The 23,129-nt window shown below is 60.9% G+C and carries 28 protein-coding genes and 1 other RNA gene; 11 read left to right on the forward strand and 18 right to left on the reverse strand.

The genetic code is table 11. From position 1 onward, the window contains the following. Nucleotides 1–9 precede the first annotated feature (9 nt). Genes H6866_03265 through H6866_03275 form a run of 3 tightly spaced genes read right to left on the reverse strand, consistent with a single transcriptional unit; the run spans nt 10 to nt 2,068 of the window. Nucleotides 10–612, reverse strand: a complete 603-nt coding sequence (locus H6866_03265; GenBank protein ID USO08246.1) for a hypothetical protein — start codon at nt 610–612, stop codon at nt 10–12. Next, the gene (gene rsmH / locus H6866_03270) at nt 612–1,580 is read right to left on the reverse strand and encodes a 16S rRNA (cytosine(1402)-N(4))-methyltransferase RsmH (protein USO08247.1); all 969 of its coding nucleotides are present in this window, start codon (nt 1,578–1,580) and stop codon (nt 612–614) included. Before rsmH ends, H6866_03265 begins: the two co-directional genes overlap by 1 nt. A gap of 26 nt (nt 1,581–1,606) precedes the next feature. Further along, nucleotides 1,607–2,068, reverse strand: a complete 462-nt coding sequence (locus H6866_03275; GenBank protein USO08248.1) for a division/cell wall cluster transcriptional repressor MraZ — start codon at nt 2,066–2,068, stop codon at nt 1,607–1,609. Between H6866_03275 and H6866_03280 the strand changes: the two genes are divergently transcribed. From H6866_03280 to H6866_03290, 3 genes are all read left to right on the forward strand, one after another. After that, nucleotides 2,067–2,300: a hypothetical protein gene (locus H6866_03280; GenBank protein USO08249.1), complete on the forward strand. Its 234-nt coding sequence runs from the start codon at nt 2,067–2,069 to the stop codon at nt 2,298–2,300. The two genes, H6866_03275 and H6866_03280, sit on opposite strands and share 2 nt — an antisense overlap. Before the next feature lie 150 nt (nt 2,301–2,450). Next, nucleotides 2,451–2,666, forward strand: a complete 216-nt coding sequence (locus H6866_03285) for a hypothetical protein (GenBank protein USO08250.1) — start codon at nt 2,451–2,453, stop codon at nt 2,664–2,666. A gap of 25 nt (nt 2,667–2,691) precedes the next feature. Then, the gene (locus H6866_03290) at nt 2,692–2,901 is read left to right on the forward strand and encodes a hypothetical protein (protein ID USO08251.1); all 210 of its coding nucleotides are present in this window, start codon (nt 2,692–2,694) and stop codon (nt 2,899–2,901) included. Nucleotides 2,902–2,905: 4 nt separating this feature from the next. Here the strand turns inward: H6866_03290 and rnpB are convergent. The 3 genes from rnpB to H6866_03305 form a co-directional block, all read right to left on the reverse strand. Beyond that, an RNA gene (rnpB, locus tag H6866_03295) (RNase P RNA component class A) lies at nt 2,906–3,301 on the reverse strand. Nucleotides 3,302–3,323: 22 nt separating this feature from the next. Further along, the gene (locus H6866_03300) at nt 3,324–4,061 is read right to left on the reverse strand and encodes an N-acetylmuramoyl-L-alanine amidase (GenBank protein ID USO08252.1); all 738 of its coding nucleotides are present in this window, start codon (nt 4,059–4,061) and stop codon (nt 3,324–3,326) included. After that, nucleotides 4,058–5,323: an MFS transporter gene (locus H6866_03305; protein USO08253.1), complete on the reverse strand. Its 1,266-nt coding sequence runs from the start codon at nt 5,321–5,323 to the stop codon at nt 4,058–4,060. Before H6866_03305 ends, H6866_03300 begins: the two co-directional genes overlap by 4 nt. A 180-nt stretch (nt 5,324–5,503) precedes the next feature. On the opposite strand from H6866_03305, the gene H6866_03310 reads away from it, so the two are divergent. Further along, nucleotides 5,504–5,812 carry a DUF167 domain-containing protein gene (locus tag H6866_03310; GenBank protein ID USO08577.1) on the forward strand — a complete coding sequence of 103 codons (309 nt, stop codon included), beginning with the start codon at nt 5,504–5,506 and terminating at the stop codon, nt 5,810–5,812. Between the two features lie 172 nt (nt 5,813–5,984). Here H6866_03310 and H6866_03315 read toward each other — a convergent pair whose 3' ends face one another. The 7 genes from H6866_03315 to H6866_03345 are packed head-to-tail and all read right to left on the reverse strand — an operon-like array spanning nt 5,985 to nt 10,868. Continuing rightward, nucleotides 5,985–6,764: a succinate dehydrogenase iron-sulfur subunit gene (locus H6866_03315; GenBank protein ID USO08254.1), complete on the reverse strand. Its 780-nt coding sequence runs from the start codon at nt 6,762–6,764 to the stop codon at nt 5,985–5,987. A gap of 50 nt (nt 6,765–6,814) precedes the next feature. Then, nucleotides 6,815–7,261 carry a hypothetical protein gene (locus tag H6866_03320; GenBank protein USO08255.1) on the reverse strand — a complete coding sequence of 149 codons (447 nt, stop codon included), beginning with the start codon at nt 7,259–7,261 and terminating at the stop codon, nt 6,815–6,817. After that, complete coding sequence (locus H6866_03325; GenBank protein ID USO08256.1) at nt 7,251–9,041, reverse strand: succinate dehydrogenase flavoprotein subunit; 1,791 nt, start codon at nt 9,039–9,041, stop codon at nt 7,251–7,253. Before H6866_03325 ends, H6866_03320 begins: the two co-directional genes overlap by 11 nt. Nucleotides 9,042–9,051: 10 nt before the next feature. Continuing rightward, entirely contained in the window at nt 9,052–9,294 is a 243-nt protein-coding gene (locus H6866_03330; protein USO08257.1) for a hypothetical protein, read from the reverse strand. After that, nucleotides 9,294–9,698 carry a succinate dehydrogenase, hydrophobic membrane anchor protein gene (gene sdhD / locus H6866_03335; GenBank protein ID USO08258.1) on the reverse strand — a complete coding sequence of 135 codons (405 nt, stop codon included), beginning with the start codon at nt 9,696–9,698 and terminating at the stop codon, nt 9,294–9,296. The genes H6866_03330 and sdhD overlap by 1 nt, the downstream gene beginning before the upstream one ends. Nucleotide 9,699: 1 nt before the next feature. Then, on the reverse strand, nt 9,700–10,110 hold the full coding sequence (gene sdhC / locus H6866_03340) for a succinate dehydrogenase, cytochrome b556 subunit (protein USO08259.1): 411 nt from the start codon (nt 10,108–10,110) through the stop codon (nt 9,700–9,702). Nucleotides 10,111–10,127: 17 nt separating this feature from the next. Beyond that, complete coding sequence (locus H6866_03345) at nt 10,128–10,868, reverse strand: RluA family pseudouridine synthase (protein ID USO08260.1); 741 nt, start codon at nt 10,866–10,868, stop codon at nt 10,128–10,130. Between the two features lie 53 nt (nt 10,869–10,921). Here H6866_03345 and H6866_03350 point away from each other — a divergent pair, with 53 nt between their 5' ends. The 3 genes from H6866_03350 to H6866_03360 are packed head-to-tail and all read left to right on the forward strand — an operon-like array spanning nt 10,922 to nt 13,529. Then, on the forward strand, nt 10,922–11,521 hold the full coding sequence (locus H6866_03350) for a hypothetical protein (GenBank protein USO08261.1): 600 nt from the start codon (nt 10,922–10,924) through the stop codon (nt 11,519–11,521). Nucleotides 11,522–11,524: 3 nt separating this feature from the next. Then, a complete protein-coding gene (locus H6866_03355) occupies nt 11,525–12,433 on the forward strand; it encodes a hypothetical protein (GenBank protein ID USO08262.1) in 909 nt (302 codons plus the stop codon). Between the two features lies 1 nt (nt 12,434). Further along, the gene (locus H6866_03360; GenBank protein USO08263.1) at nt 12,435–13,529 is read left to right on the forward strand and encodes a hypothetical protein; all 1,095 of its coding nucleotides are present in this window, start codon (nt 12,435–12,437) and stop codon (nt 13,527–13,529) included. A gap of 317 nt (nt 13,530–13,846) precedes the next feature. On the opposite strand, the gene msrB is transcribed toward H6866_03360, so the two are convergent. Then, the gene (gene msrB / locus H6866_03365; GenBank protein USO08264.1) at nt 13,847–14,356 is read right to left on the reverse strand and encodes a peptide-methionine (R)-S-oxide reductase MsrB; all 510 of its coding nucleotides are present in this window, start codon (nt 14,354–14,356) and stop codon (nt 13,847–13,849) included. A gap of 308 nt (nt 14,357–14,664) precedes the next feature. Here msrB and ndk point away from each other — a divergent pair, with 308 nt between their 5' ends. Then, nucleotides 14,665–15,087 (forward strand): nucleoside-diphosphate kinase, encoded by a 423-nt coding sequence (gene ndk / locus H6866_03370; GenBank protein ID USO08265.1) that lies wholly within the window; start codon nt 14,665–14,667, stop codon nt 15,085–15,087. Between the two features lie 236 nt (nt 15,088–15,323). Here the strand turns inward: ndk and H6866_03375 are convergent, their stop codons facing one another. From H6866_03375 to H6866_03385, 3 genes are read right to left on the reverse strand one after another with little or no spacing between them, the layout of a single operon-like run. Then, complete coding sequence (locus H6866_03375; GenBank protein USO08266.1) at nt 15,324–16,751, reverse strand: PleD family two-component system response regulator; 1,428 nt, start codon at nt 16,749–16,751, stop codon at nt 15,324–15,326. Between the two features lie 6 nt (nt 16,752–16,757). Continuing rightward, complete coding sequence (locus H6866_03380; protein ID USO08267.1) at nt 16,758–17,168, reverse strand: response regulator; 411 nt, start codon at nt 17,166–17,168, stop codon at nt 16,758–16,760. 25 nt (nt 17,169–17,193) lie between these two features. After that, a complete protein-coding gene (locus tag H6866_03385) occupies nt 17,194–18,147 on the reverse strand; it encodes a DUF1849 family protein (protein USO08268.1) in 954 nt (317 codons plus the stop codon). Between the two features lie 209 nt (nt 18,148–18,356). Between H6866_03385 and H6866_03390 the strand changes: the two genes are divergently transcribed. Together H6866_03390 and H6866_03395 are read left to right on the forward strand one after the other, a co-directional pair. Continuing rightward, nucleotides 18,357–19,130 (forward strand): GGDEF domain-containing protein, encoded by a 774-nt coding sequence (locus H6866_03390; GenBank protein ID USO08269.1) that lies wholly within the window; start codon nt 18,357–18,359, stop codon nt 19,128–19,130. Nucleotides 19,131–19,608: 478 nt separating this feature from the next. Continuing rightward, entirely contained in the window at nt 19,609–20,883 is a 1,275-nt protein-coding gene (locus tag H6866_03395) for an FAD-dependent oxidoreductase (protein ID USO08270.1), read from the forward strand. Here the strand turns inward: H6866_03395 and H6866_03400 are convergent. Continuing rightward, nucleotides 20,858–21,973 carry an Mrp/NBP35 family ATP-binding protein gene (locus H6866_03400; GenBank protein ID USO08271.1) on the reverse strand — a complete coding sequence of 372 codons (1,116 nt, stop codon included), beginning with the start codon at nt 21,971–21,973 and terminating at the stop codon, nt 20,858–20,860. The genes H6866_03395 and H6866_03400 overlap by 26 nt on opposite strands. Here H6866_03400 and hflK point away from each other — a divergent pair. Beyond that, complete coding sequence (gene hflK, locus H6866_03405; protein ID USO08272.1) at nt 21,972–23,108, forward strand: FtsH protease activity modulator HflK; 1,137 nt, start codon at nt 21,972–21,974, stop codon at nt 23,106–23,108. The genes H6866_03400 and hflK overlap by 2 nt on opposite strands. Nucleotides 23,109–23,129: the final 21 nt, after the last annotated feature.

A 23,129-nucleotide genomic window follows, 5' to 3' on the forward strand; every position in this document is an offset into this window, starting at 1 on the left:
GGGCCGCGATTACTCCACGATCGGATGCGCGACGCCGGCGCGCGGATAGGCCGGTATCTGCGCGGTTTTCGGCGCGGGCAGCACCGGTCGCGCGGGCGTGCGCCGCGTAATGTGCCAGACATCGTCCGCCTGCGCCATATGCGAAGCCGCCTTGGGCGTGGCACGAACGGCGCTTTTGCTGACAGATTTTTTCGGCGCGGGCACCGTCACCGGCGCTGACACGGGCACGGCCTTCGATACAACCTGTGGCACGGCCGCCGCCTGTTTCAATGCGGGCTTCGCAACGGGCGCCGGTTCTTCGCTTTGCGCAATCACCGCGGGCGCGGTGGGTTTTTCTTCCTTCATCTCGGGCACAGTCGGCTCAGGCGCGTCATGCTGCATGGCCATCAGGGTTTGCAGGCGCTGCGGACGGGTCAGGTAAGCCCATTCGGCGTTCAACACGCGCACCGATTGCTGCTCCGCAAGGATATCGCGATTGATCTGCGCGACGCGGCTTTCGCGCGTCTGCACGCCCTGCGTCACCGCGAACACGCCGACCGCCATCGCGATTGCAGCCAGAATCAGCGCGACCGGCCAGGGCGAAACATGGATTTTACGACCGAAACGGGGCATCAGGCGGCACTCCTTTCGTTTTGCGCGTCGCTGCGCACGGCCCAGCGCAATTTGGCCGAACGTGCGCGCGGATTGCGCGCGGTTTCCGCATCGCCCGGCGCAAGTGCGCGGCGAACCGGCTGGGTGAATAAAGCAGGGACGGATGCGGTTTCCGGGCGGTGGCGCGATCCACCCTGCGTCGGCCCGTGCGCGCGCAGGAAGGATTTGACGATCCCGTCCTCAAGCGAATGAAAAGTGACGATCACCAGCCGCCCGCCGGGTTTAAGGATCTCGATGCTCGCCTCCAGCGCGCGCTCCAGTTGCTCCAACTCGCCGTTGACCGCGATGCGCAACGCCTGAAACGTGCGCGTGGCGGGATGGATCGCGTATTTTTTTCCGCCGCCCGGCACCGCCCCGGCGATCAGATCGGCCAGCACCAGGGTGGTTTCGATGCGTTTTTCCGCGCGTGCGCGGATGATGGCGGCGGCGATGCGGCGCGCGTGCCGCTCCTCGCCGTAACGCCAGATGATGTCGGCCAAGGCCTGTTCCGGCCATGTGTTGACGACCATGCTCGCGCTCTCGCCCTGGCTGCGGTCCATGCGCATGTCCAAGGGCCCGTCCTTGGCGAAGGAAAACCCGCGCGCGGGATCGTCGATCTGCATCGACGACACGCCGATATCCAGAACGAAACCGTCGACCGCGCCTTGCCCCAGCGCGGCCAGATGCGCCGCCACGTCGCCGAACGCGCCGTGCACCGGCATCAGCCGATCGATGCCCCGCGCCCGCGCGATCGCGCTTTCGTCGCGGTCGATGGCGATGACTTGGCAATCGGCTTTATCCAGAATCGCGCGGGTATAGCCGCCCGCGCCGAACGTCCCGTCGACATAGACCGCGCCCGCGCGGGGCGCGAGCGCGGCCAGAACCTCGTCCAGCATCACCGGGACATGCGGCGCGTTCGTCCCCCTGTTTGCTCCCCTGCTTGCCCCCATGTTCGCCCCCGTGCTCACACCCGTCATCACGGCACCTTCGGCAGGGTCAACCCCTGCGCCTTGACCGCTTTCGACGCCGCGTCGCGCTGCCCGCTCCATCGCTGCGGATTCCACATCTGGAATTTGCGCCCCATGCCGACGAACGCGACGGTGTCGGTGATCTGCGCGTGCGCCGCCAACTCAGCCGGCAACCCGATCCGCCCCTGCGCATCGAAACCCAACGCCACGCATTCGCCGAACGTCGCGGCGGCCAGATGGTCCTGTTCGGGAGAAAACAAAGGGAACTGGTCCAGCCGCGCGGCAATTTCATCCATCATCGCCGGAGCAAACCCCTCAAGCGCCGCATGCACCGGCGAACGCATCAGCACCACCCCCGCGCTCACGCCGGGTGCCGCGCGATCCGCCAGCGCCGCACGGAACGCGCCCGGCACCGACACCCGCCCCTTGGCGTCGATGCGATTGACGAATGTGGACAGGAACAGACTCATGAATTCAGAACCGGAACGCCATGAACGAAAAGAGAAAAACCCCAAGGAAAGCCGCGGTCCGGCAGCAAACCGCGCCCTTATAATGGGATATCATGGGAATTCATGGGCGGTCAAGCGAAACGACGCGCAAAATACTGAAAAAAATACATTTTTTCCAAATTTTAAAAGCCGGATTTGCCATTGCCCATCACCACCGCCCCGGCATCACCCGCGCGACTATATAAAGTTATGAAAATATAAACTTATTTTTGTTATTTTTTAAACTATTGATTTTATTCAATTTTTTCTTGATTTGTCATAATTGTTATTGCATAGTCTGTTCATGCCCGCCGACATGCAAAGACGGGCCAAGACTGGGAAAACAATAAATATTCGGGGGAATATGAACATGATGATGGAACTGGGCATTGTTCTGGGCGCAAGCCTGATGCTGTTTGTAAGCGCCATTCTTTGGGCGGTGCTTGCCGACTGGCTGGGCAGCCGCGATTTTTACAAAATGCTGGCCGATACCGCCGCGCCCGCGCCGCACCGCGTGCAGCGCAATTTTCATCAAGCGGCCCGCCGCCCGGCGCGCGTGCTTGGCAGCTTCATTCTTTAATCCGATCAATTGCTTGGGGGAAAATATGACGATCGAAAAATCCGACGAGGATCACGCGCGGATGCATACCGCCCACCTGATGGCGGACTACCTGCTCTCGCTCAGCCATGTCTGCAAGACCTATGGCTGGCACCGCACCGGCCTGCACGTCTACACCGCGGGCGAGGAATTGATGAAAATGCTTTCGGCCGACCGCCTGACGCAGGACCGCTACACAAAAATTCCCGGGTTTTAAAACGCGGACCAGAGGGCCTATAAGCCGGGTTCTGTAAGGGGCAAGCCCCTTCGACCACCATTCCTCTAGACCTGCCGTCGCCGGCAGGCTCAAGCAACCAACCCGGACCGCGCACCGTGGAATGCGGCGGACGGCGTTGCCGCCGTCCTGCGGTCCCTATTTGGTCTTGCTTCCGGTAGGGGTTGCCGTGCCGTCCGTGTTACCACGTCCGCGGTGCGCTCTTACCGCACCCTTTCACCCTTACCCTGCTTCGTCCTTCGGACTCCGCAAGGGCGGTTTGCTTTCTGTTGCCCTGGTCCCTGGGGTCGCCCCCGGCGGACGTTATCCGCTACCGTCATTCCATGAAGCCCGGACTTTCCTCGCGGAACCAAAGATCCCCCGCGGTGGTCCGGCCCTCTGGCCAGCGGGCGCACTATGCGCGATCAGGCGGCGCTTTTCAAGATTTGGCGGTTCAGCCACGACAGGCTGGCCGCATTCTGCCATGTCAGCGTGTCGGAATCGCTCCCTGCAAAATGCCGATTGAACGCCTGGCACAGCACCGCCGTCGGAAGATCTGGATCGTAACCGAATTTAACCAACGCCGCGCGCAGCGCGGTGGGGGATGACAGATACATCTGCGCGCGCGGAAAATCGTCGGCCTCAGGCTCGGGCCAGTACCCGATGCCGGCCCGGGCAAGAAGGCGCCAGTTGAATTTTTCACCCGGGTCGATCTTGCGTCCCGGCGCGATATCGCTGTGCCCCAGCACATGATCGGGCTGGATCGGATGCCGCTTGCAAATGCCCTTGCACAAATCGATCAGGGCATCCATCTGCACGCGCGGAAACGCCGTATAGCCGAAATCATGCCCCGGATTCGACAATTCGATACCGATCGACGTGTCGTTCAGCCCGTGCCGCCCGCGCCATTGCGAAACCCCGGCATGCCACGCGCGACCTGCCTCGTCGACCAGCGCATAAATGAGACCCGCCTCGTCGATCAGGTAATGCGCGCTCACCCGCCCGCGCTCGCGCGCCTCGGGGCTGGTGTCGCTCAACCGGTCCAGCGCCGCCTCGGTCGTCTGCATGCCGGTGTAATGAATGACGATGGCGTCGACCACGGCCCCGGCGGGACGGTCGTCGAAGTTTGGGCTGCTTTGAATGACGATCTGGCTGCTGCTCATGACGCTCGCTCGTGGGGCGGACGCAGCGAGTATACCACCAATAACCCCACAAGCCAAAAGCCTATGATACTGGCCATGCCCGCGCGCTGCGAATGAAACAGGGCCGTAAGCGCCGCGAAGGCGAACGGTCCCATGAAAGCGACCGATTTTCCGGTCATCGCATACAGGCCGAAAAACGCGCCCAGATGTTCGGGCGGCGACAGCCGCACCAGCATCGCGCGGCTTGCAGCCTGCACCGGCCCGATAAATAGACCAAGCAGACAGGCAAGCGCGATGAACACCGTCTTGTCGTGGGTCGCGATGATCCCGACGCCCAGACCAGCCATCGCGATCAGACACAACATCACCATCCGCCGCGACCCCACCCTGTCATCCCAAAACGCCAGCGTGATCGCGCCCAGACCGCTGGCCACGTTCATCGCGATCGCGAACATCATGACTTGCGAAAAACTCATGCCCAAAGCGCCTGCGGCATACAATCCGCCCACCGCGAACAAAGTCACCAGCCCATCGCGATAAATCGCCGCCCCAACCAGAAAGCGGATCAGCCCCGGCACCCGCCACGCGTCCCGAAGCGTGGCTGCGATGCCGCGCACCCCGGCCGACACGCTTTCCCGCCAATCAAACCCGCTGCGCGGCGCATCCGGACACAGAACGAAAAACGGCGTGGCGAACACCGCGAACCACAAAGCGGCCAAAAGCATCGTCGCCCGCACGTTCAACGCATGGTCCTTGCCAAGCCCAAAAAGGCCGGTTCCGTCGCCGAACCCGATAAAAAACACCAGCGCGATACCCAGGCTCAGAATGCTGCCCACATATCCCGCGCCCCAGCCGATACCGGACACCAGCCCGATTTTTCCGGGTGGCGCCACAAGCGGCAGCGTGCTGCCGTAAATATTCTGCACCAGCTCGTAGGCAACGCTCAGCACGCCGCCACCGATCAGCGCGGGCATTACATAGCCGCGCGCGGGCTCGATGAAATACAGGGCGGCGGTCAGAAGGATGCTCAGGATTGTAAAGATCTTCAGCGCGGGCTTGCGCGGCCCGTGCCGGTCGACCGCGGCACCGACAAGCGGCGAAAGCACCGCGACCGCCACCCCCGCGCACCCTTGCGCGAACGCCCACGCGGCCGAGCCTGCGACCTCGTCGCCGTAAACGGCGCGCGCGAAATACACGGCGAAAACGAAGGTGAACACGATGGTCGTGACCGCCGAATTCGCCCAGTCGAACGCCGCCCATGCGGCTAGTCGCTTCTTGTCCATGTCCACGCTGATCTTATACTAGGGTCAGGACCCATTAATGTCATGGATTGCGCGCGAAGCCAAACCGCGCATCCGCCCATGAAAAAACCGAAGGGCGCAGCAGTTCCTGCGACCGAGGCTTTTGAAGCCGCCGGGGTGCGGCTTGGCTTCGCGCGCAATCTCATGACACTATCTAGGAACATGGATGCACAACCCCGCTTTTACGATGCCCGCCTTGATACCGTGATCTTGCGCGTGCGCCTGACCCCCAATGCCGCGCGCATGGGAATCGGTGGCGTATTCACCGACGCCGACGGACGCGCATGGCTGCGCGCATCCGTGACCGTAGTCCCGGAAAAAGGCCGCGCCAACGCGGCACTGATCGAGATGCTGGCGAAAAAACTGAAAATCCGCAAATCGGCGTTTACGATTTTATCGGGCGAAACCGACCGTCACAAAACATTGCGCATCGAAGGAATAGACCCGGATTCCTGCGCCGCCCTTATCTGAACCGCACAGGAAAACGCACCGCGTTAAAGTGTTTCGTTTTCGGACTGACGCAATCTCTCACGCGTCATGCCTCGACTTGTTCGGGGCATCCATTGCCATTCTTTGCCATGGGCTACCCGCATACGCGGGTAATGACGGTTTTTGTCGTGACCCAACCTGATCGCTGAATACTTTATACCGTGCGCGCGACCATCAGTTTTTTGATTTCCGCAATCGCCCGCGCGGGGTTCAACCCCTTGGGACAGGTGCGCGTGCAGTTCATGATGGTATGGCAACGATACAGACGGAACGGGTCCTCCAGCTGGTCCAGACGCTCGCCGGTCGCCTCGTCGCGCGAATCCGCGATCCAGCGATATGCCATCAACAGGATGGCGGGCCCGAGGAATCGGTCGCCGTTCCACCAGTAGGACGGACACGATGTCGAACAGCAAAAACACAGGATGCAGCTCGACGCCTCGTCGATCAAAGCCTGTTCTTCCGGCGATTGAAGCCTTTCGCGGCTCGGCGCCGGACTTTCGGTCTTCAGATACGGTTCGATCGATCCCAGTTGTGCATAGGTATGCGTCAGATCCGGCACCAGATCCTTGACCACCGGCATGTGCGGCAGCGGATAGATTTTGACATCGCCCTTCACGTCCGCGATCGGCTTGGTGCAGGCCAGCGTGTTGGTCCCGTCGATGTTCATCGCGCACGATCCGCATATCCCCTCGCGGCACGAGCGGCGAAAGGTCAGCGTCCCGTCGACGTTGTTTTTAATATGGATCAGCGCGTCCAGAACCATCGGCCCGCAGGAATCAAGGTCGATCGTGTATTTATCGCGCGTGGGATTGCCCGGCGCCTCCGGCGACCAGCGATAGATGACGAAGGTCTTGGCGCGCTTGGCGCCCGCCGGTGCCTCGAAATCGCGGCCATCGCCGATTTTGGAATTCTGGGGAAGGGTGAAAGCTGCCATGCCGACGATTATAGCCCCTGCCATTCCCTTGTCCACCGGTGTCTGGCGCTTCAGGCTCCGCGCTTTGTCTTCCTGCGCTTGACTGGAAGCGCCCTGTCGATCAGCGCCGCCACCACCTCGATCTGCCGTACCGCGCCGCGCGCCGATTGCGGCCCCGAACGCGCCAGCATGGTCAGCATCATCCCAGCCTCGCGCGGCAGTTTGACCGCGGCACAAGGCGGCAGTCGGTCGAACTGCCCCACCACCGGCCCGTCCGCCCCGATGGCACAGACATAGCTGGATGCGCGGCGCAGTTTTTTCGGGCTGTCTTGCGTGAACACGGCGAAATACCCGCCCGCAAGATCGTCCCACAATCCGATATCGGGTTCGATCTCGTCATCCGCCAGTTGCACGTGCTTGCGCAGACTGGCCCATAAATGCAGATAGCACAAAACCCCGTCCGCCAGCGCCGCGGCGCGCGGACTGGCGGGCGAAACGGCAGATTCGTCAATAGACACGTTCTTTGGGCGGGATGTAATCGACGTCCTTGGACATCGTATAGCTGTGCACCGGACGGTCGGAGATTTTCACCCCGCCCTGCCCGTTGACCCAAACGGTGGTGTGTTTCATCCACATCTTGTCGTCGCGCTTGGGATAATCCTCGCGCGCATGCGCCCCGCGCGATTCCGTGCGGTTGGCCGCGCAATGCAGGCTGGCTACCGCCTGCGAAAGCAGGTTGTCCAGCTCCAGCGTTTCGACCAGATCGGTGTTGAAGACCAGCCCGCGATCGGTGATGCCCAGCTCGCCCTTGCGCGCGAACACGGTATCGATCTTGCGCACGCCTTCGCCAAGGACCGGCCCATCGCGAAACACCGCGCAATGGGTCTGCATCGTCTTTTGCATCTCAAGCCGCAATTGCGCCGGACGCAGCGCGCCCTTGGAATGACGGTACGTATCCAGCCGTGCGACGGCCCGCTCGCCGGTGTCGGCGCCAAGCGGCCTGTGCGGCGCGCCGGGCGTCACCACCTGCGCCGCGCGGATGCCCGCCGCGCGCCCGAACACCACAAGGTCGAGCAGAGAATTGGTCCCCAGCCTGTTCGCGCCATGCACCGACACGCACGCCGCCTCGCCGATCGCCATCAACCCCGGCACGATGCGGTCCGGATCGCCGGTCACGGGGTTGAGAACCTCGGTCATGAAATTGGTGGGAATGCCGCCCATGTTGTAATGCACGGTCGGCAGCACCGGAATCGGCTCGCGCGTGACATCGACGCCCGCGAAGATTTTGGCCGTTTCCGCGATACCCGGCAGGCGCTGGTGGATGACCTCCGCCCCCAGATGTTCAAGATGCAGATGGATATGGTCGCGATGCGCGCCCACGCCCCGCCCCTCGTTGATTTCCACCGTCATCGCGCGGGAAACCACGTCGCGGCTGGCCAGATCCTTGGCGTTGGGGGCATAGCGTTCCATGAACCGCTCGCCGTTGGAATTGGTCAGATACCCGCCCTCGCCGCGCACCCCCTCGGTAATCAGGCAGCCCGCGCCGTAAATTCCGGTCGGATGGAACTGGGTGAATTCCATGTCCTGCAACGGCAGACCGGCGCGCAAGACCATGCCGCCGCCGTCGCCGGTGCACGTATGCGCCGAGGTGCACGAGAAATACGCGCGCCCGTACCCGCCGGTCGCCAGCACCGTCTGGTGCCCGCGGAAACGGTGGATGGTGCCGTCCAGCAGGTTGAGCGCCATGACCCCGACGCACGCGCCGTCATCGGCCATGATCAGGTCGAGCGCGAAATACTCGACGAAAAACTCGACCCGGTGCTTGAGCGATTGCTGATACAGCGTATGGAGCATCGCATGGCCGGTCCGGTCGGCGGCCGCACAGGCGCGCAACGCCATACCCTTGCCGAATTCGGTGGTGTGCCCACCAAAGGGCCGTTGATAGATCTTGCCGTTTTCAAAGCGCGAGAACGGCATGCCGTAATGTTCAAGCTCGATCACCGCCGGGATCGCCTCGCGGCACATGTATTCGATCGCGTCCTGATCGCCCAGCCAGTCCGACCCCTTGACCGTGTCGTAGAAATGCCAGCGCCAGTCGTCCGGCCCGCCATTGCCCAGCGCCGCCGAAATCCCGCCCTGCGCCGCCACGGTGTGCGAACGCGTCGGAAACACCTTGGAGATGCACGCGGCCTTCAGCCCCCGTTCCCCCATGCCCAGCGCGGCACGCAAACCGGCACCGCCCGCGCCGACAATGACGACGTCGTATTCGTGATCGATGATGGGATAGGCCTGTGACATGAAAAAAACCTTATGACGGACGTAACGAAACAGTGGACCGCGCGAACATGCCGCGCATCTTGCGAAGATGTTGAATGGCACCCATGCCCATTAAAAAAGTAAGCCCGGCCAAAGCAGCGGCCTCAACCGGATGCCCCTTGGCATACATATAATGCGCGAAGGCGCCGAATACGACGGTCTGGACGATACTTTCGGCCAATCCAGAAACGGCATTGAACACCGGGCTTGCATGCGGGTTCATTTCCGCGTTCATCACAAGGCCACCTTCAAAATCGCGAACAGGCACGCGACGCAGGTCGCGGTCAGCACCAGCTTCATGCCCGCCATCTTGACGAATTTCAGGCCCTCGTTGTGCAGGTAATCCTCGATGATGACCTGCGCGCCCAGCGCCGCCTGCATGAACATCACCAACACCGTCAACAGCATCAAGATCGCGTTGACGGGCGTTTGCAGCCACGCGACGAATGCCGCGTAATCCATCCGCGCGATGTGCACGACGGCCCAGCTTAGCCACAGCGTCAGCGGGATCAGCGCGACCGCGGTCATGCGCAGCGCCATCCAGTGATGCACCCCGGCATGGGCCGAGCCAAGCCCGGTCGCCCGCGCCATCGGGTTCTTGAGGCCATAGGACTTCCATTTGATCAAAGGCGCGCCCATTTCAGCCCCCCATCATCATCGCGGCCCAGAACACGGCGGTCAGCACGACCGAGGCGACAAGCGCCGTGTACCCGCTTTTATAAAGACCGGAAATGCTGACCGCCCGGCCGGTATCCATCAACAGGTGCCGGATGCCGGTGCAGGCATGGAAAAACAGCGCATAGGAAAGCCCGACCGCGAACAATATGCCAAGCGGATGCGACGCCGCGCGGCGGAACGCCTCATAAGCTTCTGGTCCGCTGGCCGCGGCCAGAAGCCACCACGCCATAACGAACAATCCCAGCGAAAGAACAACCCCCGTGCCCCGGTGCAGGATCGACATGATCGAGGTCATCTGCGGACGATAAATCTGAAGATGCGGCGACAGCGGACGGCTTTTGGACGAGGCGGCAGCGGAATCAGGATGGGTCATGACGGAAATCTACACAATCATCCCGGTTTGTCTATCCCGTGCGCGGCGTTGCCCGTCCATAAATGCGCCCACGGCGCGAATTCGGGCGGCAATGGCGCCGCCACATGCACCGGCGCGCGGTTCGGATAAAGCGGCAATACGATCGCCGCCGCATGCAGCATCAGGCGCGACGCCGCCGCACCCTCATAGATTGTATCCCCCAAAATCGCCGCACCGAAATGCGCCCGCGCATGCACGCGGATTTGGTGCGTACGCCCGGTGCGCGGGTAAAACGCGACCAGCGCCCGCCCCTCGGCCACGCCAAGCACGCGGTAATCGGTGATCGCGCTTTGCGCCCCGCCCGCGCTCGCGGGTAGGTCGGGCGGCAGATCCGCCGGCGCGACCTGCATCTTCCAGCCTTTGTATTTATGCACCTTGGCCAGCTTCAGGTCGATCGTGCCCGCCGTCGCGCCTTCGGGCACATGCGGCAGCACGGCCAGATAGGTTTTTTCGACCCGGCCCGTTTCAAACAATTTGCCCAGCCGCGCCAACGCCTTGCGGTGCCGTCCCAGCACAAGGCACCCCGACGTGTCGCGGTCCAGCCGATGCGCCAGATGCGGCACGCGCGGCAAGCCGAACCGTAAAGATTCGAACCCGTCCTCCAGATTCGGCCCGCCGCCCGGCCCCGGATGCACGGGAATCCCCGCCGGCTTGTCCAGCACCAGCATCAGCCCGTCGCGGTAGATCAGACGATCCTCAAGGTTCATGGCCCACGTCATAGGCTGCGCGCACAAAACTTGCCAGCTTCGTTTTATTGCCATAAAAACAGAACATGAATATCGGCGACATCATCATCGAATTTGAATGCGCACAAGCTAACGAGCAAATGACGCGGTCATTCGCCGAAGCCCGTGACGAACTCCAGACCCATTTCTGCTGGAATCCTGAAAACAAAGACAAGGTCGCGGCCATGCTTGATGGCGAATTCGGCATTCTCGCGCGCCTCGATGCATCTGGCAGAAACCTGACCCTAAGCGTCTATCCCTATGTCGCCGATGACGACAACCCAAAGGCTTTTGCCGTCGACTCACAAAAAATCAGCGAAACACGGTTAAATTTTCCAAGCCTGTTCGGTGATACGTGGCGGCTGTATATCAGCGTCGTCGCAACCCAGAACAGCGCAGGACGCAGCGTGCAGCAAATCGATCACGCCGAATTTACGCGCGGCCAACTGCACGACGAGCTGGCGCGCAAATTGACAAAAGCGCTGGACCAGTTCGGGCTAAAATCCATTCTGGGAGAAGCCGACAACTCAGGCAGCATTACCATTGACCTGCTTTGTGAATACTATTTCCAATACGTCCCGAAAGGCCACAACGCCATGCCGGAAGCACGGCATGATCAACCGCTCGGGGGAAAATCCCCCGCTTGAGCCATGCCCTATCCAAACCATCCGCACGGCCATGGAAGGCCTCAGGCAAACGCGCCGCGCTGGACGACGATCTACCCCGGATCTGTCCTGTGGATCGAACATATGCTCCAGACCCTGACCCCCGCCCGGCAGATTTTGGAAACCGGGCAGGCGACCAAACCGCGCCCGGTGGTCGCGCTTAAAAAAACCGTTGTCAGGGTTGATGCCGACAATATCTGCCTTGATGACGCGTTCATGCAAGCGGTCTGCGCCACCACGCAGGATTTTCTGGCGCAGGGTCGACCGGGCGTCCAAATGAAAATCTCGCCGCAATCAACGAAAACCAGTTATTTCCAGTTCGACTCTCTGGCATCGGTCGCCCTGCGCGGCGAACGTATGCGCGTGGTTTGCAACATGGACGGCCAGCAGCGAAAAGACCTCGCCGCCGGGCTGGACGTAGTGCTGAAACCGGAGAAGCGTTTTTTTCTAAAATCCCTGTTCAACGAACGGCGCGGCTGTTTGCCCGGCCATGTCTGGACGATCGAAATTCCCAATCCCGATCCGGAAGGTCCGCTAACCTGCGAGGCGGACGCGGTGGTTTTGCTGCGCCGCGGGCGGTTTTTCCTGAACGAAGCCGAAAACGGCGCGACACATTACACCCCATATACGGTCGCCGTGCTGCCGGACCGGTTCCGTGCGCAGGACATGCGTGGCCTGACATGGAATCGGGTTCGTCTGATGCCCGTGCATGAAAACGCGTTCCGTTATCAGGTCGGCCAGTTGACCGACGAAACGGTCAGCATCTTGCTCAATTCCCTGCGCCGCGAACTCAGTCTGCCTGCGATCCAGTACGAACGCCCGCTGATCCGGCACATCATCCAGTGGCTTCACCCGTTTACCGCGCTGGCTCTGCCGCGACCGGGAGGTATGTAACATGGATTTCATCGGTCCCATCAGTTTCCGCAAGCGCGACCGCAGGGTCGCGCAATTGATCCGCAAGGGCAGCGCCACGGATGACGAGATTTTCGCGGCTCAGTTCGGCGAATGGCCGGCCAAAGGGCTGCATCAGGACACGCCGCGCCCGGATGTGGTTTCCTTCAAGGGATACTTTTCGGGTACGCGCGGCCTGCTGGAAATGCCGTTCACCATGGCTTACGCCAATCCGAACAACGACGACCGTGCGATACACATCAATCGACTGACGCTCAACCCCGCCGCGCCGGTGCTTGGCATACTGACCAGTCGCATGGCCTTCGCCCGGGCGCACGACATTCTGGAACCGCTGCTTGGCATCGAATTCCTACGCATGTTCGCGGTGGCGGCGTTCGCGCTCAGCGGGTTTTCCTCATATCGCTATGCGGTCGCTTCCTCGCTCAGCAAGCTTTTGGCGCCTTCTGTTTCCGATATTATCGGCGAAGAACATATCCACATCCTCCAGTTCAAGGATGGATCGGACATAACCGCACGCCGCGCGTTTCTGAACGACGCCCGCAACATTCTGGCCAACCGCACGGGCCTGTACAAACTCGGCACGGACGTCCTTCAGGGCCTAGATATGCTACTGACCCTGATGCCGCGCGAACATTACGCGCAAGACCATGAACAGCAGGCCCGCCTGCACAACCTAATAGTGCGCGGCTATAAAGCCTGGGGGAAAATCCCGGAAACCGAGGACGAATTGATCGCCGCCTTGGCCGACATGGGCATCATGCGACCAAAAATCGTCTACGATTATCTTAAGGACGACGGACAGATCAACGTTTGCGCCACATTCAACAAAAATGCGCAGACCGGTTATGTCGCAGCGCCTGCAGGTGAAATGAATCTGGGCCTCAACACCTTCCGCAGCAGCGAGGTTTTATTGCGCTTCTGGAAGGACTACCTGCCGCTGCTTTACGCCGACCTGCTGGTCAAATACGGCGATTCCAAAGGATTCGAGCGCATGGGCTATACCGGAGAGACCGACATTATGGGCCTACCCGTGCGCACGGCGCCCTCACCCCTTGCCTTCAATCCGAACAGCCCCTGAAAGGACAGAAAACCATGAGCCTGAAAGAGCAGTTCGTAAAAAATCCTTCGGAATCATACCGCTGGTTTCCTATCAACTGGAACCGGGCGCACGCCTGATCGCGCATCCCGGTAGAATGTTGATGAAGGATCAGCCTGCGTAAAATACCCGGATTTAAAATCGCGTATTGGGCGAGGAAGGCAATCGCTACACGATGGTCGAAGGACCGGGAACGATATGGCTGCAGGCGGCAAACCCGGCCGCACTGGCAGCCTCGGCCCATCATGGTCTTGACCTTGGGAACCTCACATCCTTGGTTCCGGGCACGTAAGGTGACGTCAGCCTTCCTTGAATGTCATCGCGACGCCGTTCATGCAATAACGCTTGCCGGTCGGCTTCGGCCCATCGTCGAAGACGTGGCCAAGATGCCCGCCGCAGCGCGCGCAATGCACCTCCGTGCGGGCATAGCCGATCTTGTAGTCGGTTGCGGTTTCGACCGCGCCCGCACCGACCGGCGCCCAGAAGGACGGCCACCCGGTGCCGGAATCGAATTTCTGCTCCGATGAATAAAGCGGATTGGCACACCCCGCGCACAGGAACGTGCCGTGGCGGTGTTCGTCGTTAAGCGGACTGGTGAAGGCGCGCTCGGTGCCGTGTTCGCGCAAGACGTCATAGGCCTCGGGTGAAAGTCTGGCTTTCCATTCTGTATCGGACATGTGAACCGGGTACTCCTTTCCTGAAACAGCGTTTTTATCCTCTCGGCCAAACCAACCGGCAAAGGCTGGGCTGCCGAATCGCGCCACAGCGGCACCTCCCAGTAATGCAGTAAGAAACATGCGGCGATTCATCACGGCTCCCTGAAAACGATTTAGGCTGTATCGGGGTTTACGCACCGGCCCCATGAAAAGTTACAAGAAAAGTTACAGATCCGGTTTTTTACCCCCCTATGATTTAAATTATGAAAAACAAATAACAGCCACACCGGAAAGATTTTTTACAAGGAAGGCTTATCATTTCTCTTTCAATTACAATGGGTTAAAATGCATAATGTAAAGATTTTCTCAAGTTATGGTTAGACAAATGGACAGGGCTGTTGTCAAGCCAGCCCGCGCTGGCTATAAGCACAGCGCGGAACACATCAGGAGTGACATAATAAATGACCACCGAACGGACCTTTTCGATCATCAAACCGGACGCGACGCGCCGCAACCTGACCGGGGCGATTTGCGATCGCCTTGAAAAATCGGGCCTGCGCATCATAGCCCAGCGCCGCATCATGATGACACGCACGCAGGCGGAAACGTTTTACGGCGTCCACCGCGAACGCCCCTTCTTTGGCGAACTGGTGGATTCCATGACCTCTGGCCCGGTGGTGGTTCAGGTGCTGGAAGGCGAAAACGCCGTCGCCAAAAACCGCGAGGTGATGGGCGCCACCAACCCCGCGCAGGCGGCGGACGGCACCATCCGCAAGGATTTTGCGCTTTCGATTGGTGAAAACTCGGTTCACGGGTCAGACAGTCTCGAAAACGCCGCGATCGAAATCGCCTATTTCTTTGCCGGCTGCGACATCGCCGGCTGAAGGGCCGGATGAAGGCCCAGGAACAGACTTTGTGATGGCACCGATCCCCATTGTTGCCAGTGCACACAAAGAGCCCGCGCTGCCCCCAGCGCGGGTTTTTGTTATAAAACCCGCAAACGAAAACACCCCCGCGGGTTTTTGTTATAAAAGCTGCGTTACAAACAACTTGCGGTTTTTTACCTGCACATGAAAAGCGCGCGATACCCGATTGTTTTGCAATGAATTAGACAGGGCTTTTATTCGAGCGGCGCGCGTTCGGGTTCGTCGTATTGCGCGGGGTCCAGCTTGCCCACGCGCTCGAACACCACCGCATCGCGCCCGCTTTCCTTGGCTTTGTAAAGCTGCTCGTCGGCACGGTTCAAGGCATCCTCGACACTGACCACCTGCGTCCCGATATAGGCCCCGCCCAGCGAGGTCGTGACCGTCAATTGTCCCTCCGGCGTGTTGACCGGCATCGGCCGCCGCCCGACCGCGCGCCGCAGACGTTCGGCGATAAAACATGCCTTTTCCAGCGACACGTCGACCAGCACCGCCACGAATTCCTCGCCCCCCGTGCGCGCCAGAAGGTCGAATCCCCGCATCCTGGTCTTGAGCCGGTCGGCGAACGTCTTCAAAACCTCATCCCCCACGCCGTGACCGTAAGTGTCGTTGATCGACTTGAACTTATCCAGATCGAACAGCAGCACCGCGATCGGCTTGCGCTGGTCGCCGGTGGAATTGAGCAGCTTTTCAAGGTGGACGTTAAGATAGCGCCGGTTGTAAAGCCCCGTAAGCGTGTCGGTCAAAGCCATCGACAGACTGACTTCATAATTTGCTTTAAGACGCTCTTGGAACCTCTTGCGGCGGATTTGCGTGCGCACCCGGGCCAGCAGTTCGTTGCGATCCATCGGACGCAGGATGTAATCATTGGCGCCGATCTCCAGCCCGCGCGCGATTTTCGGCAGATCCTGCTCTTGCCCCAGCATCAAAATCGGCACCGCGCGCGTCCGGTCGTTGGAGCGCAGGTGCGAACACAAGCGCAGCCCGTCCTCCTTCTCCATGTTGAGCGAAACGATGATCAGGTCGCAATCGGTCACGCTCGCACGTTCAAGCGCGGCCAGCCCCCCCGTCACCGAAAACACCTTGTGCTGGTCGCGGCTGAGCGCTTCTTGACATTTTTGGGCCTCGAAAGCCTGATCCTCGACGATCAGGATATTCGCGTTTTCGGTCGCCTGCGCCATCATCGCCGCAGATTCCCCCGAAACGCCCAATGTGGTCGCGGTATTTTCGCGCGCCCGCCATTCGTCGACCGTCATCTTGAGCCGGACCAGCGAACGCACCCGCGCCATCAGCGCCACGTCGTTGACCGGCTTGGACAGGAAATCATCCGCCCCGGCCTCAAGCCCGCGCACCCGGTCGGTCGCATCGGTCAGCGCGGTGACCATCACCACCGGGATATGCGCGGTCGTAGGGTCGGCCTTGATCGCGCGGCAAACCTCGAACCCGTCCATGCCCGGCATCATCACGTCCAGCAACACGATGTCCGGCGTATCCGCCTTCACACGTTCCAGCGCCTGCGGCCCGGAAGTCGCTGTAATCACGTCGTAATATTCGCTCATCAGCTTCGCTTCCAGAAGCTTTACGTTGGGGGCGATGTCATCAACAACCAGTACGCGCGCCGACATGATGGATTATCCCTGTTCCTTTTCCTGCGCCGGTTTTTGAACCGGTTGCGGCGCTTCAAGATGCCGGCGCACCGTTTCGATGAACGGCAGCACCGAAATCGGCTTGGAAATATAATCCTCGCACCCCGTTTCGCGGATACGGTCCTCGTCCCCCTTCATCGCGAAAGCGGTGATGGCGATGACCGGAATGGATTTGAGATCGGCCGCTTCCTTAAGCCAGCGGATTAAATCCAGACCCGACACCTCCGGCAGTTGAATATCCATCAGGATCAGATCGGGTTTATGTTCGCGGGCAAGTTCAAGTACGCGTGTTCCGTCCCGCGTCTTGACAGTGGCATAGCCATGCGCCTCCAGCAGGTCGTTGAACAGCTTCATGTTCAACTCGTTGTCCTCGACGATTAAGACAGTTTTGCGCATTGGCCCCGGATATGACTGTTCTGGCTTACTTCTTGACCGGCGCGGCGGGCTGGTATGCGGAGTTTTCCGTGCATACGGGCATGTCGATACGTTCAAGCGCAACCAGTTTCTGCGAAATGGTGAACGTATCGTAGATGATTTTTATGTCGCTGACGACCCCGTTGTCGAGTGCGGTCAGGTCCATTTCATAAGCGGCTGCGCCCGGTTCCTTGTTGTCGGCGTCCTCGGACGGAAAAAAAGCCAGCCGCATCCGGTGCGCCGGCGCCTTGAGCAGGGCAGAGTCGATATTCTTGTTCAGCCGCAGCCCCGAAATGGGGTCGACCGTCTCGCCAATGAACACATTGACCTGCTGCGGCCCCTGGTCGTCCGACCCGTCGAATAGCGCGGCGTTGAAGAATTTTTCCCCGCGCCGCGCCCGCGCCAGGATCTCGGCTGTGTGCTGCATCGGGAAAAACGTGTTTTTCGGCAAACGGAATTTAAGGTCGCCGGGGATCGAATAATCCGCGCTGCCATCGGCATTGGCGTCGAGCGAGGCATGGCCGCGGAATTCCTCGAACGGCACGCCGTTGTTTTCCCGGCGCGAGGAAAAGCTCATATCCTTGCCGTCCAGCGTTTCATACGACGCGAAATCGGAATTGATCCGCGCCGAGGTGCCGTCGGCATATTCATAGACCAGCGAGGAACGATGGTCGGTGTTCCAAGACTCGCAGGTCTTTTTCCACGCGAAATACATCCGGCCGCGAATATCGACCAACTGCCCGCCGCTTTTGACCGAGGACAGCGTGACCTCGTACAACGCGCGGTGCGGCGCGAATCTGACGTCCTCGGCGCTTTGCGCAGACCGTGATTGCGCGGGCGGGACGACCGGCGCCGCGCGCGCGGTCACAAAACCGCCCGGCGCCAGCGCGCACACGCCCAGCACCAGTGCGGCGCAAACGCCCACGGGCAGGGTCCAGCGAAGGGTCCGGCAAAACGTCATATTCGTCCATTTTAGCAAAAATCGCCCCCCTGCCGAAAGTGTCTTCTACGCCGGGGCAAAATTTTCCGCCCCTCGCGTCCACGCCCCCGCCCGCGACAGCCGCATACCGCGCCACAACACATGCACAAATGTACAACATGTTGATTTTTAACAATTTTTGTTTTGGCACGGGTTTCGCAAAGTTAAAACCCGGAAAGGAATACGCAGATATGGTTTCCGACGCGATTATCAAAGGCAAGGCACAGGGCGTCACCGCACCGCAGGCTTTCGCCGCCACACAAATCCTCGAAGGCCGTGGCGAGGCGCTGCACGCCCGCCTGAACAGCCTGAGTGAACGCGGCGAATTCGACGATGCCAGCCTGCGCCGTATCGCCAATGCCGCGCTTGATATGCTGCGCGAGGCGCATGTCGCGCTGGAAGACGCGCACCGCCAGATCGGCACCCAACGCGCACGTATCGAACATCTTGAGGCGGCGGCCACCACCGACGACCTGACCGGCCTTGCCAACCGCCGCGGTTTTGTCGAAGCGTTCGACCGCGAACTCGACCGCACCACGCGTGGCCTGACCAAGGGCGGCCTGTTGCTGATGATCGACCTCGACAATTTCAAGCTGATCAACGACACATACGGCCACGCGGCGGGCGATGCCGCGCTGCGTCTGGTCGCGGAAACGCTCAAAGGCACGATCCGCCGCATGGACGTGGCGGCCCGTTTGGGCGGGGATGAATTTGTGCTGCTGTTTTCCAACGCCGACACCATGGCAGCGGTCGACCGCGCCCAACAACTGGCGATGCGATTGAACACGCTCACCCTGCGCTGGAAGGGTGAAAAGATCAACGTCCGCGCATCGATCGGCATGCGGGCCTATGCGGCTGGCGACAGCGTCGACACAGCCCTGCACGGCGCCGACAGCAGCATGTACGCGATCAAGGCCAAGCGCGCCGCGCGCAAGGAAGCGAAAACCGAAAGAGCGCGCGCATGACATGAAGGAATTCGGGCGGGCGTTCACGCGTCCGAACGAAACAGCGATCAGCTCAGTTGACACCCCAAGCCTCAACCCCAAGGGCAGGTCGCTTTCCAAGAAACCCGGGTCCGGACCCCAAGCCGGATCCGGGTTTTTCTTTGAAAAACCATACGGAGACGGCAACAAACATCGGATCCGGGTTTTTCTTTACCCCCATCCCCCGCCTACCATCCTCGCATCACTTGCCTTATATGGTCATTCCCGATAAGAAGCGGACGTTTTTTACGCCTGAATTTTTAAACCGCTAGGTGCGCGAAGGGCCGCTAAGAAACGCTAAGGAAGGCCCTGCAAAATTCACGCAACCATATGATTTCGTTAAAATTCTTAGCGTCCCTTAGCGAGGCTTAGTGCTCTTAGCGGTAAAATGTGTATCAAGTTTTTCTTCAGCTTAGATTGTTCGTCCTATTCTTAATGGGAACGGCTATATTTCCATCCCATGGAAACCGGGCACGATGTCGTCATAGTCGGTGCGGGGGTGGCCGGGTTGTCGGCCGCCCTGCTGCTGGCCGAACAGGCGCCCGGAACGCGCATTGCCATTCTTGAAGCGACCGATCGCCCCGGCGGTCGCGTGCGCACAACCCTGTATGCCGGACGCAATGCCGATTTGGGCGCGCATTGGTTTCACGGCGGAAACGACAATCCGTTTTGGCAGTTCCTGCTTGCGCGTTACCCCGACCTTGCGCCGCTGGCCGGTTTCGATGACATCGACCGCCTGAAAACCGTAAACGGACCGGACAAGGACGAAAGGCTGGAAACCGCGTTTGAAACCGTGCGGCAGGCCTGGGACGAATTTCAAGCCGCCCACCCCGGCAAGGATTTAAGTCTGGCCGATCTGGGCGATAGACTGGACGAACCCTGCCGCGCGCTGCTGCGTTACATGGCGGTATCGTGGATGGCCGCGCCCGCCGCCGGGGACGTTTCCGCGCACGATTACTTTTCCGACCCCTATGGCCCCGCCGGAATTTATCTGAACACCGGCATGGAAACCGCCATCCACCGCATGATTGCGGACTTACGGGCGCGCGACATCCCGCTGCGGCTGAACGCGCCGGTGCGCCGGGTGCATACGACGCCCGCAGGCGCGCGGGTGGAAATCGAGGGCGGCGAGGTTTTATCGGCCCGCGCCGCGCTGATAACACTCCCCGTGGAAATTCTCAAAAACAAAAGCCTGTGTTTCGATCCGCCGCTCGAACCCGCGACACAGGCGGCGCTCGACGGCATCCGGACCTTCGACATGGCCAAGATTTTCATGCCGGTGCGGCGGGATTTTTTTGAACAGCGCGCAATTCGCGCCAACACCCATGCCGACCTGCCCGATCACGACCCCCCGCTGTTTTGCCATGTCCTGTCGGGGGATCGACCAGCCGTGACCCTGCTGGCCACCGATCGCCTTGCCCGCGCGCTTCCCGACATGACGCCCGATGCCTTGCTGGATTTCTTGACTGGCGTTCTCAATCAGATCCCTTGCCTGCGCGGCGTCGAGGCGTTTTACGAAGCCCCGCCTTTGGTCACCGCATGGCACGCGGAGCCATACACGCGCGGCGCATATACCTGCGCGAAACCGCATTGTCCGCGCCCCGGCACGATGCGGGACGGAAATCTGTATTTCGCGGGCGAAGGCTGGGGCCGGTCGGATCAGGGCAGCGGCACCGTATCCGCCGCGTTTCTTTCGGCGCGCGATGCGGTCATGCGGATTTTGCAAGACGGATAAACGCCTCGCTGACCTGCGCCGCCAGCGCGCTAAATCCTTGCGCCTGCGCGCTTTCGGGCCGGGCCAGCACAATGGGCGTGCCGGCATCGGACAAGGCGCGGATATCAGCATCAAGCGGGATTTCGCCAAGGAAAGGCACCCCCATCTCCCGTGCGGCCTCGCGCGCGCCGCCATGCCCGAAAATCTCGGCCCGGTGCCCGCATTCGGGACAGCAGAAATAACTCATATTCTCGACGATGCCCATGATCGGCACGCCCAGCGTGCGGAACATCTCCAACCCCTTGCGCGCGTCGGCAAGCGCGATGTCCTGCGGCGTCGATATCACCACCGCGCCCGAAAGCTTCGCCATCTGGCAAAGCGACAATTGCACGTCCCCGGTGCCCGGCGGCAGATCGATCACCAGCACGTCGCACCCGTCCCAGACGACGTCGCGCAGCATTTGCCGCAGCGCCGACTGGATCATCGGCCCGCGCCAGATCATCGGCGCATTTTCCGCCACCATGAATCCCATCGACATCAACCGCAGCCCGTGCGCGCGCACGGGCTGGATTCGCTCGTCCCGATATTCGGGCTTGGCATCGCGCAACCCGGCCAGACGCGGCAAAGACGGCCCGTAAATATCGGCATCCAGCAACCCGACATCCAACCCCTGCGCCGCCAGTGCGGCGGCAAGATTGATGGCCACGGTCGATTTCCCGACCCCGCCCTTGCCCGATGCGACGGCGATGATATGCCGGACCGCAATCGTCAACGACGGCGCGATGCCCTTTCCATGCCCCGAAGTCTGTGCGGGCATTTTCGGCGCATTTGCCGCGCGCGCGGCGGTCGCGATCACCCGCACGCTTTCAAGCCCGCGTATGCAGCCAAGTTTTTCCTCGGCCGCGCGCTGCGCGCTTTCGGCTTCGCGTGCGTCTGCCACCGCCAGCACGACGCTTGCGCGGCGTCCTTCGATCACCACGGAATCGACGTTGAATCCTTTCAGCGCGGCGCGGATCGCGGCCTCGTCGGGTTTACGGTTGCCAAGCAGCCCCAGCACGGTATGGTGTCCCTCGTTTTGATGTTCACCACTGTTATATGGGTATTCACGCATGACAGGCAATGACGAGCGCGAACCGCCGCAAAATCCGTGGGCAAAGCCAAACCAGCCTGACCCCACCCGTCATCCGCAGGAAAGCCCGTGGGATCGCGCGCGCAAAAACCGCGGCGGCGGCCCCGCGCCAGACCTCGACGACCTGCTCCAGCGCGCGCGTGAAAACCTCGGCAATCCCTTCGGCAACGGGATGCATGCGCTTGCACTGATGCTGCTGGCCCTGCTGGCATTATGGTTCGCATCGGGCATTTACGTGCTTCAGCCCTCCGAAAACGGGGTGATCCAGCGTTTCGGCAAATACGAACGCACGCAAGAACAGCCCGGTCTGGGATACCACCTGCCATGGCCCGTCGAAACCCTGACCAAGGTCAATGTCAGCCTAGACCGCCGGGTGCAGATCGGTTTTGTCGACTCCCGCGCATCCGGCCAGCGTCAGGACATCGCGGACGAATCCCTGATGCTGACCGCCGACGCCAACATCGTCGATATCGACGTGGTGGTGCTGTGGAACATCTCCAACGCCGAGGAATTCGTCTTCAACATCCGCGCGCCCGAAGAAACCATCAAGCGCGTCGCCGAAAGCGCGATCCGCGAAATCGTGGGTCAGACGCGGCTTCAACCCATCATCACCCAGGGGCGCGATCAGGTCGCCGCGCGCATTCAAACCTTGATGCAATCGGTGCTCGATGGCTACGATTCCGGCGTTTCGGTCCGGCAGGTGCTGATTCAGGAAGCGACGGTCCCCCCCGACGTGCTTCAAGCCTATAACGACGTCGCCGCCGCTCGGCAGGACGCCGAAAGGTTCCAGAACGAGGCCACGATCTACCGCAACGACATCATCCCCAAGGCGCGCGGACAGGCGATCGGCATCCTGCAGGACGCCGAAGCCTATAAACAGGACGTGATCGCGCGCGCCAAGGGCGACGCACAGCGCTTCGCCTCGATTCTCGAAGCCTACCGCACCGGCAAGGACGTAACCCGCGACCGCCTGTATATCGAAACCATGCAGCGCGTGCTCTCTCAGGCCCAACGGATCGTCGTCGACCAGAAGGACGGGTCGGCGGGCGTGGTGCCGATCCTGCCGCTTGATACGCTGCGCGCCAAAACGGCCGCGCCCGAAAAACCCGCACAGTAAGGCCAAGGAAAGAAGGTAAGA

This window comes from Rhodospirillales bacterium, assembly GCA_023898805.1.
GTDB lineage: Bacteria > Pseudomonadota > Alphaproteobacteria > Micavibrionales > UBA1664 > UBA6145.

Coding starts and splice junctions, on each gene's coding strand:
- H6866_03380 (USO08267.1), bottom strand. CDS start 17,168: ATGCGCAAAACTGTCTTAATCGTCGAGGACAACGAGTTGAACATGAAG.
- H6866_03325 (USO08256.1), bottom strand. CDS start 9,041: ATGTCACAGGCCTATCCCATCATCGATCACGAATACGACGTCGTCATT.
- rsmH (USO08247.1), bottom strand. CDS start 1,580: ATGGGGGCAAGCAGGGGAGCAAACAGGGGGACGAACGCGCCGCATGTC.
- sdhD (USO08258.1), bottom strand. CDS start 9,698: ATGGGCGCGCCTTTGATCAAATGGAAGTCCTATGGCCTCAAGAACCCG.
- H6866_03355 (USO08262.1), top strand. CDS start 11,525: ATGCCCTATCCAAACCATCCGCACGGCCATGGAAGGCCTCAGGCAAAC.
- H6866_03375 (USO08266.1), bottom strand. CDS start 16,751: ATGTCGGCGCGCGTACTGGTTGTTGATGACATCGCCCCCAACGTAAAG.
- H6866_03400 (USO08271.1), bottom strand. CDS start 21,973: ATGCGTGAATACCCATATAACAGTGGTGAACATCAAAACGAGGGACAC.
- H6866_03280 (USO08249.1), top strand. CDS start 2,067: ATGAATTCAGAACCGGAACGCCATGAACGAAAAGAGAAAAACCCCAAG.
- H6866_03395 (USO08270.1), top strand. CDS start 19,609: ATGGAAACCGGGCACGATGTCGTCATAGTCGGTGCGGGGGTGGCCGGG.
- H6866_03345 (USO08260.1), bottom strand. CDS start 10,868: ATGACGTGGGCCATGAACCTTGAGGATCGTCTGATCTACCGCGACGGG.
- H6866_03330 (USO08257.1), bottom strand. CDS start 9,294: ATGAACGCGGAAATGAACCCGCATGCAAGCCCGGTGTTCAATGCCGTT.
- H6866_03350 (USO08261.1), top strand. CDS start 10,922: ATGAATATCGGCGACATCATCATCGAATTTGAATGCGCACAAGCTAAC.
- msrB (USO08264.1), bottom strand. CDS start 14,356: ATGAATCGCCGCATGTTTCTTACTGCATTACTGGGAGGTGCCGCTGTG.
- H6866_03305 (USO08253.1), bottom strand. CDS start 5,323: ATGGACAAGAAGCGACTAGCCGCATGGGCGGCGTTCGACTGGGCGAAT.
- H6866_03315 (USO08254.1), bottom strand. CDS start 6,764: ATGGCAGCTTTCACCCTTCCCCAGAATTCCAAAATCGGCGATGGCCGC.
- H6866_03310 (USO08577.1), top strand. CDS start 5,504: ATGGATGCACAACCCCGCTTTTACGATGCCCGCCTTGATACCGTGATC.
- H6866_03300 (USO08252.1), bottom strand. CDS start 4,061: ATGAGCAGCAGCCAGATCGTCATTCAAAGCAGCCCAAACTTCGACGAC.
- H6866_03285 (USO08250.1), top strand. CDS start 2,451: ATGAACATGATGATGGAACTGGGCATTGTTCTGGGCGCAAGCCTGATG.
- H6866_03360 (USO08263.1), top strand. CDS start 12,435: ATGGATTTCATCGGTCCCATCAGTTTCCGCAAGCGCGACCGCAGGGTC.
- H6866_03290 (USO08251.1), top strand. CDS start 2,692: ATGACGATCGAAAAATCCGACGAGGATCACGCGCGGATGCATACCGCC.
- H6866_03265 (USO08246.1), bottom strand. CDS start 612: ATGCCCCGTTTCGGTCGTAAAATCCATGTTTCGCCCTGGCCGGTCGCG.
- sdhC (USO08259.1), bottom strand. CDS start 10,110: ATGACCCATCCTGATTCCGCTGCCGCCTCGTCCAAAAGCCGTCCGCTG.
- ndk (USO08265.1), top strand. CDS start 14,665: ATGACCACCGAACGGACCTTTTCGATCATCAAACCGGACGCGACGCGC.
- H6866_03390 (USO08269.1), top strand. CDS start 18,357: ATGGTTTCCGACGCGATTATCAAAGGCAAGGCACAGGGCGTCACCGCA.
- H6866_03275 (USO08248.1), bottom strand. CDS start 2,068: ATGAGTCTGTTCCTGTCCACATTCGTCAATCGCATCGACGCCAAGGGG.
- hflK (USO08272.1), top strand. CDS start 21,972: ATGACAGGCAATGACGAGCGCGAACCGCCGCAAAATCCGTGGGCAAAG.
- H6866_03385 (USO08268.1), bottom strand. CDS start 18,147: ATGACGTTTTGCCGGACCCTTCGCTGGACCCTGCCCGTGGGCGTTTGC.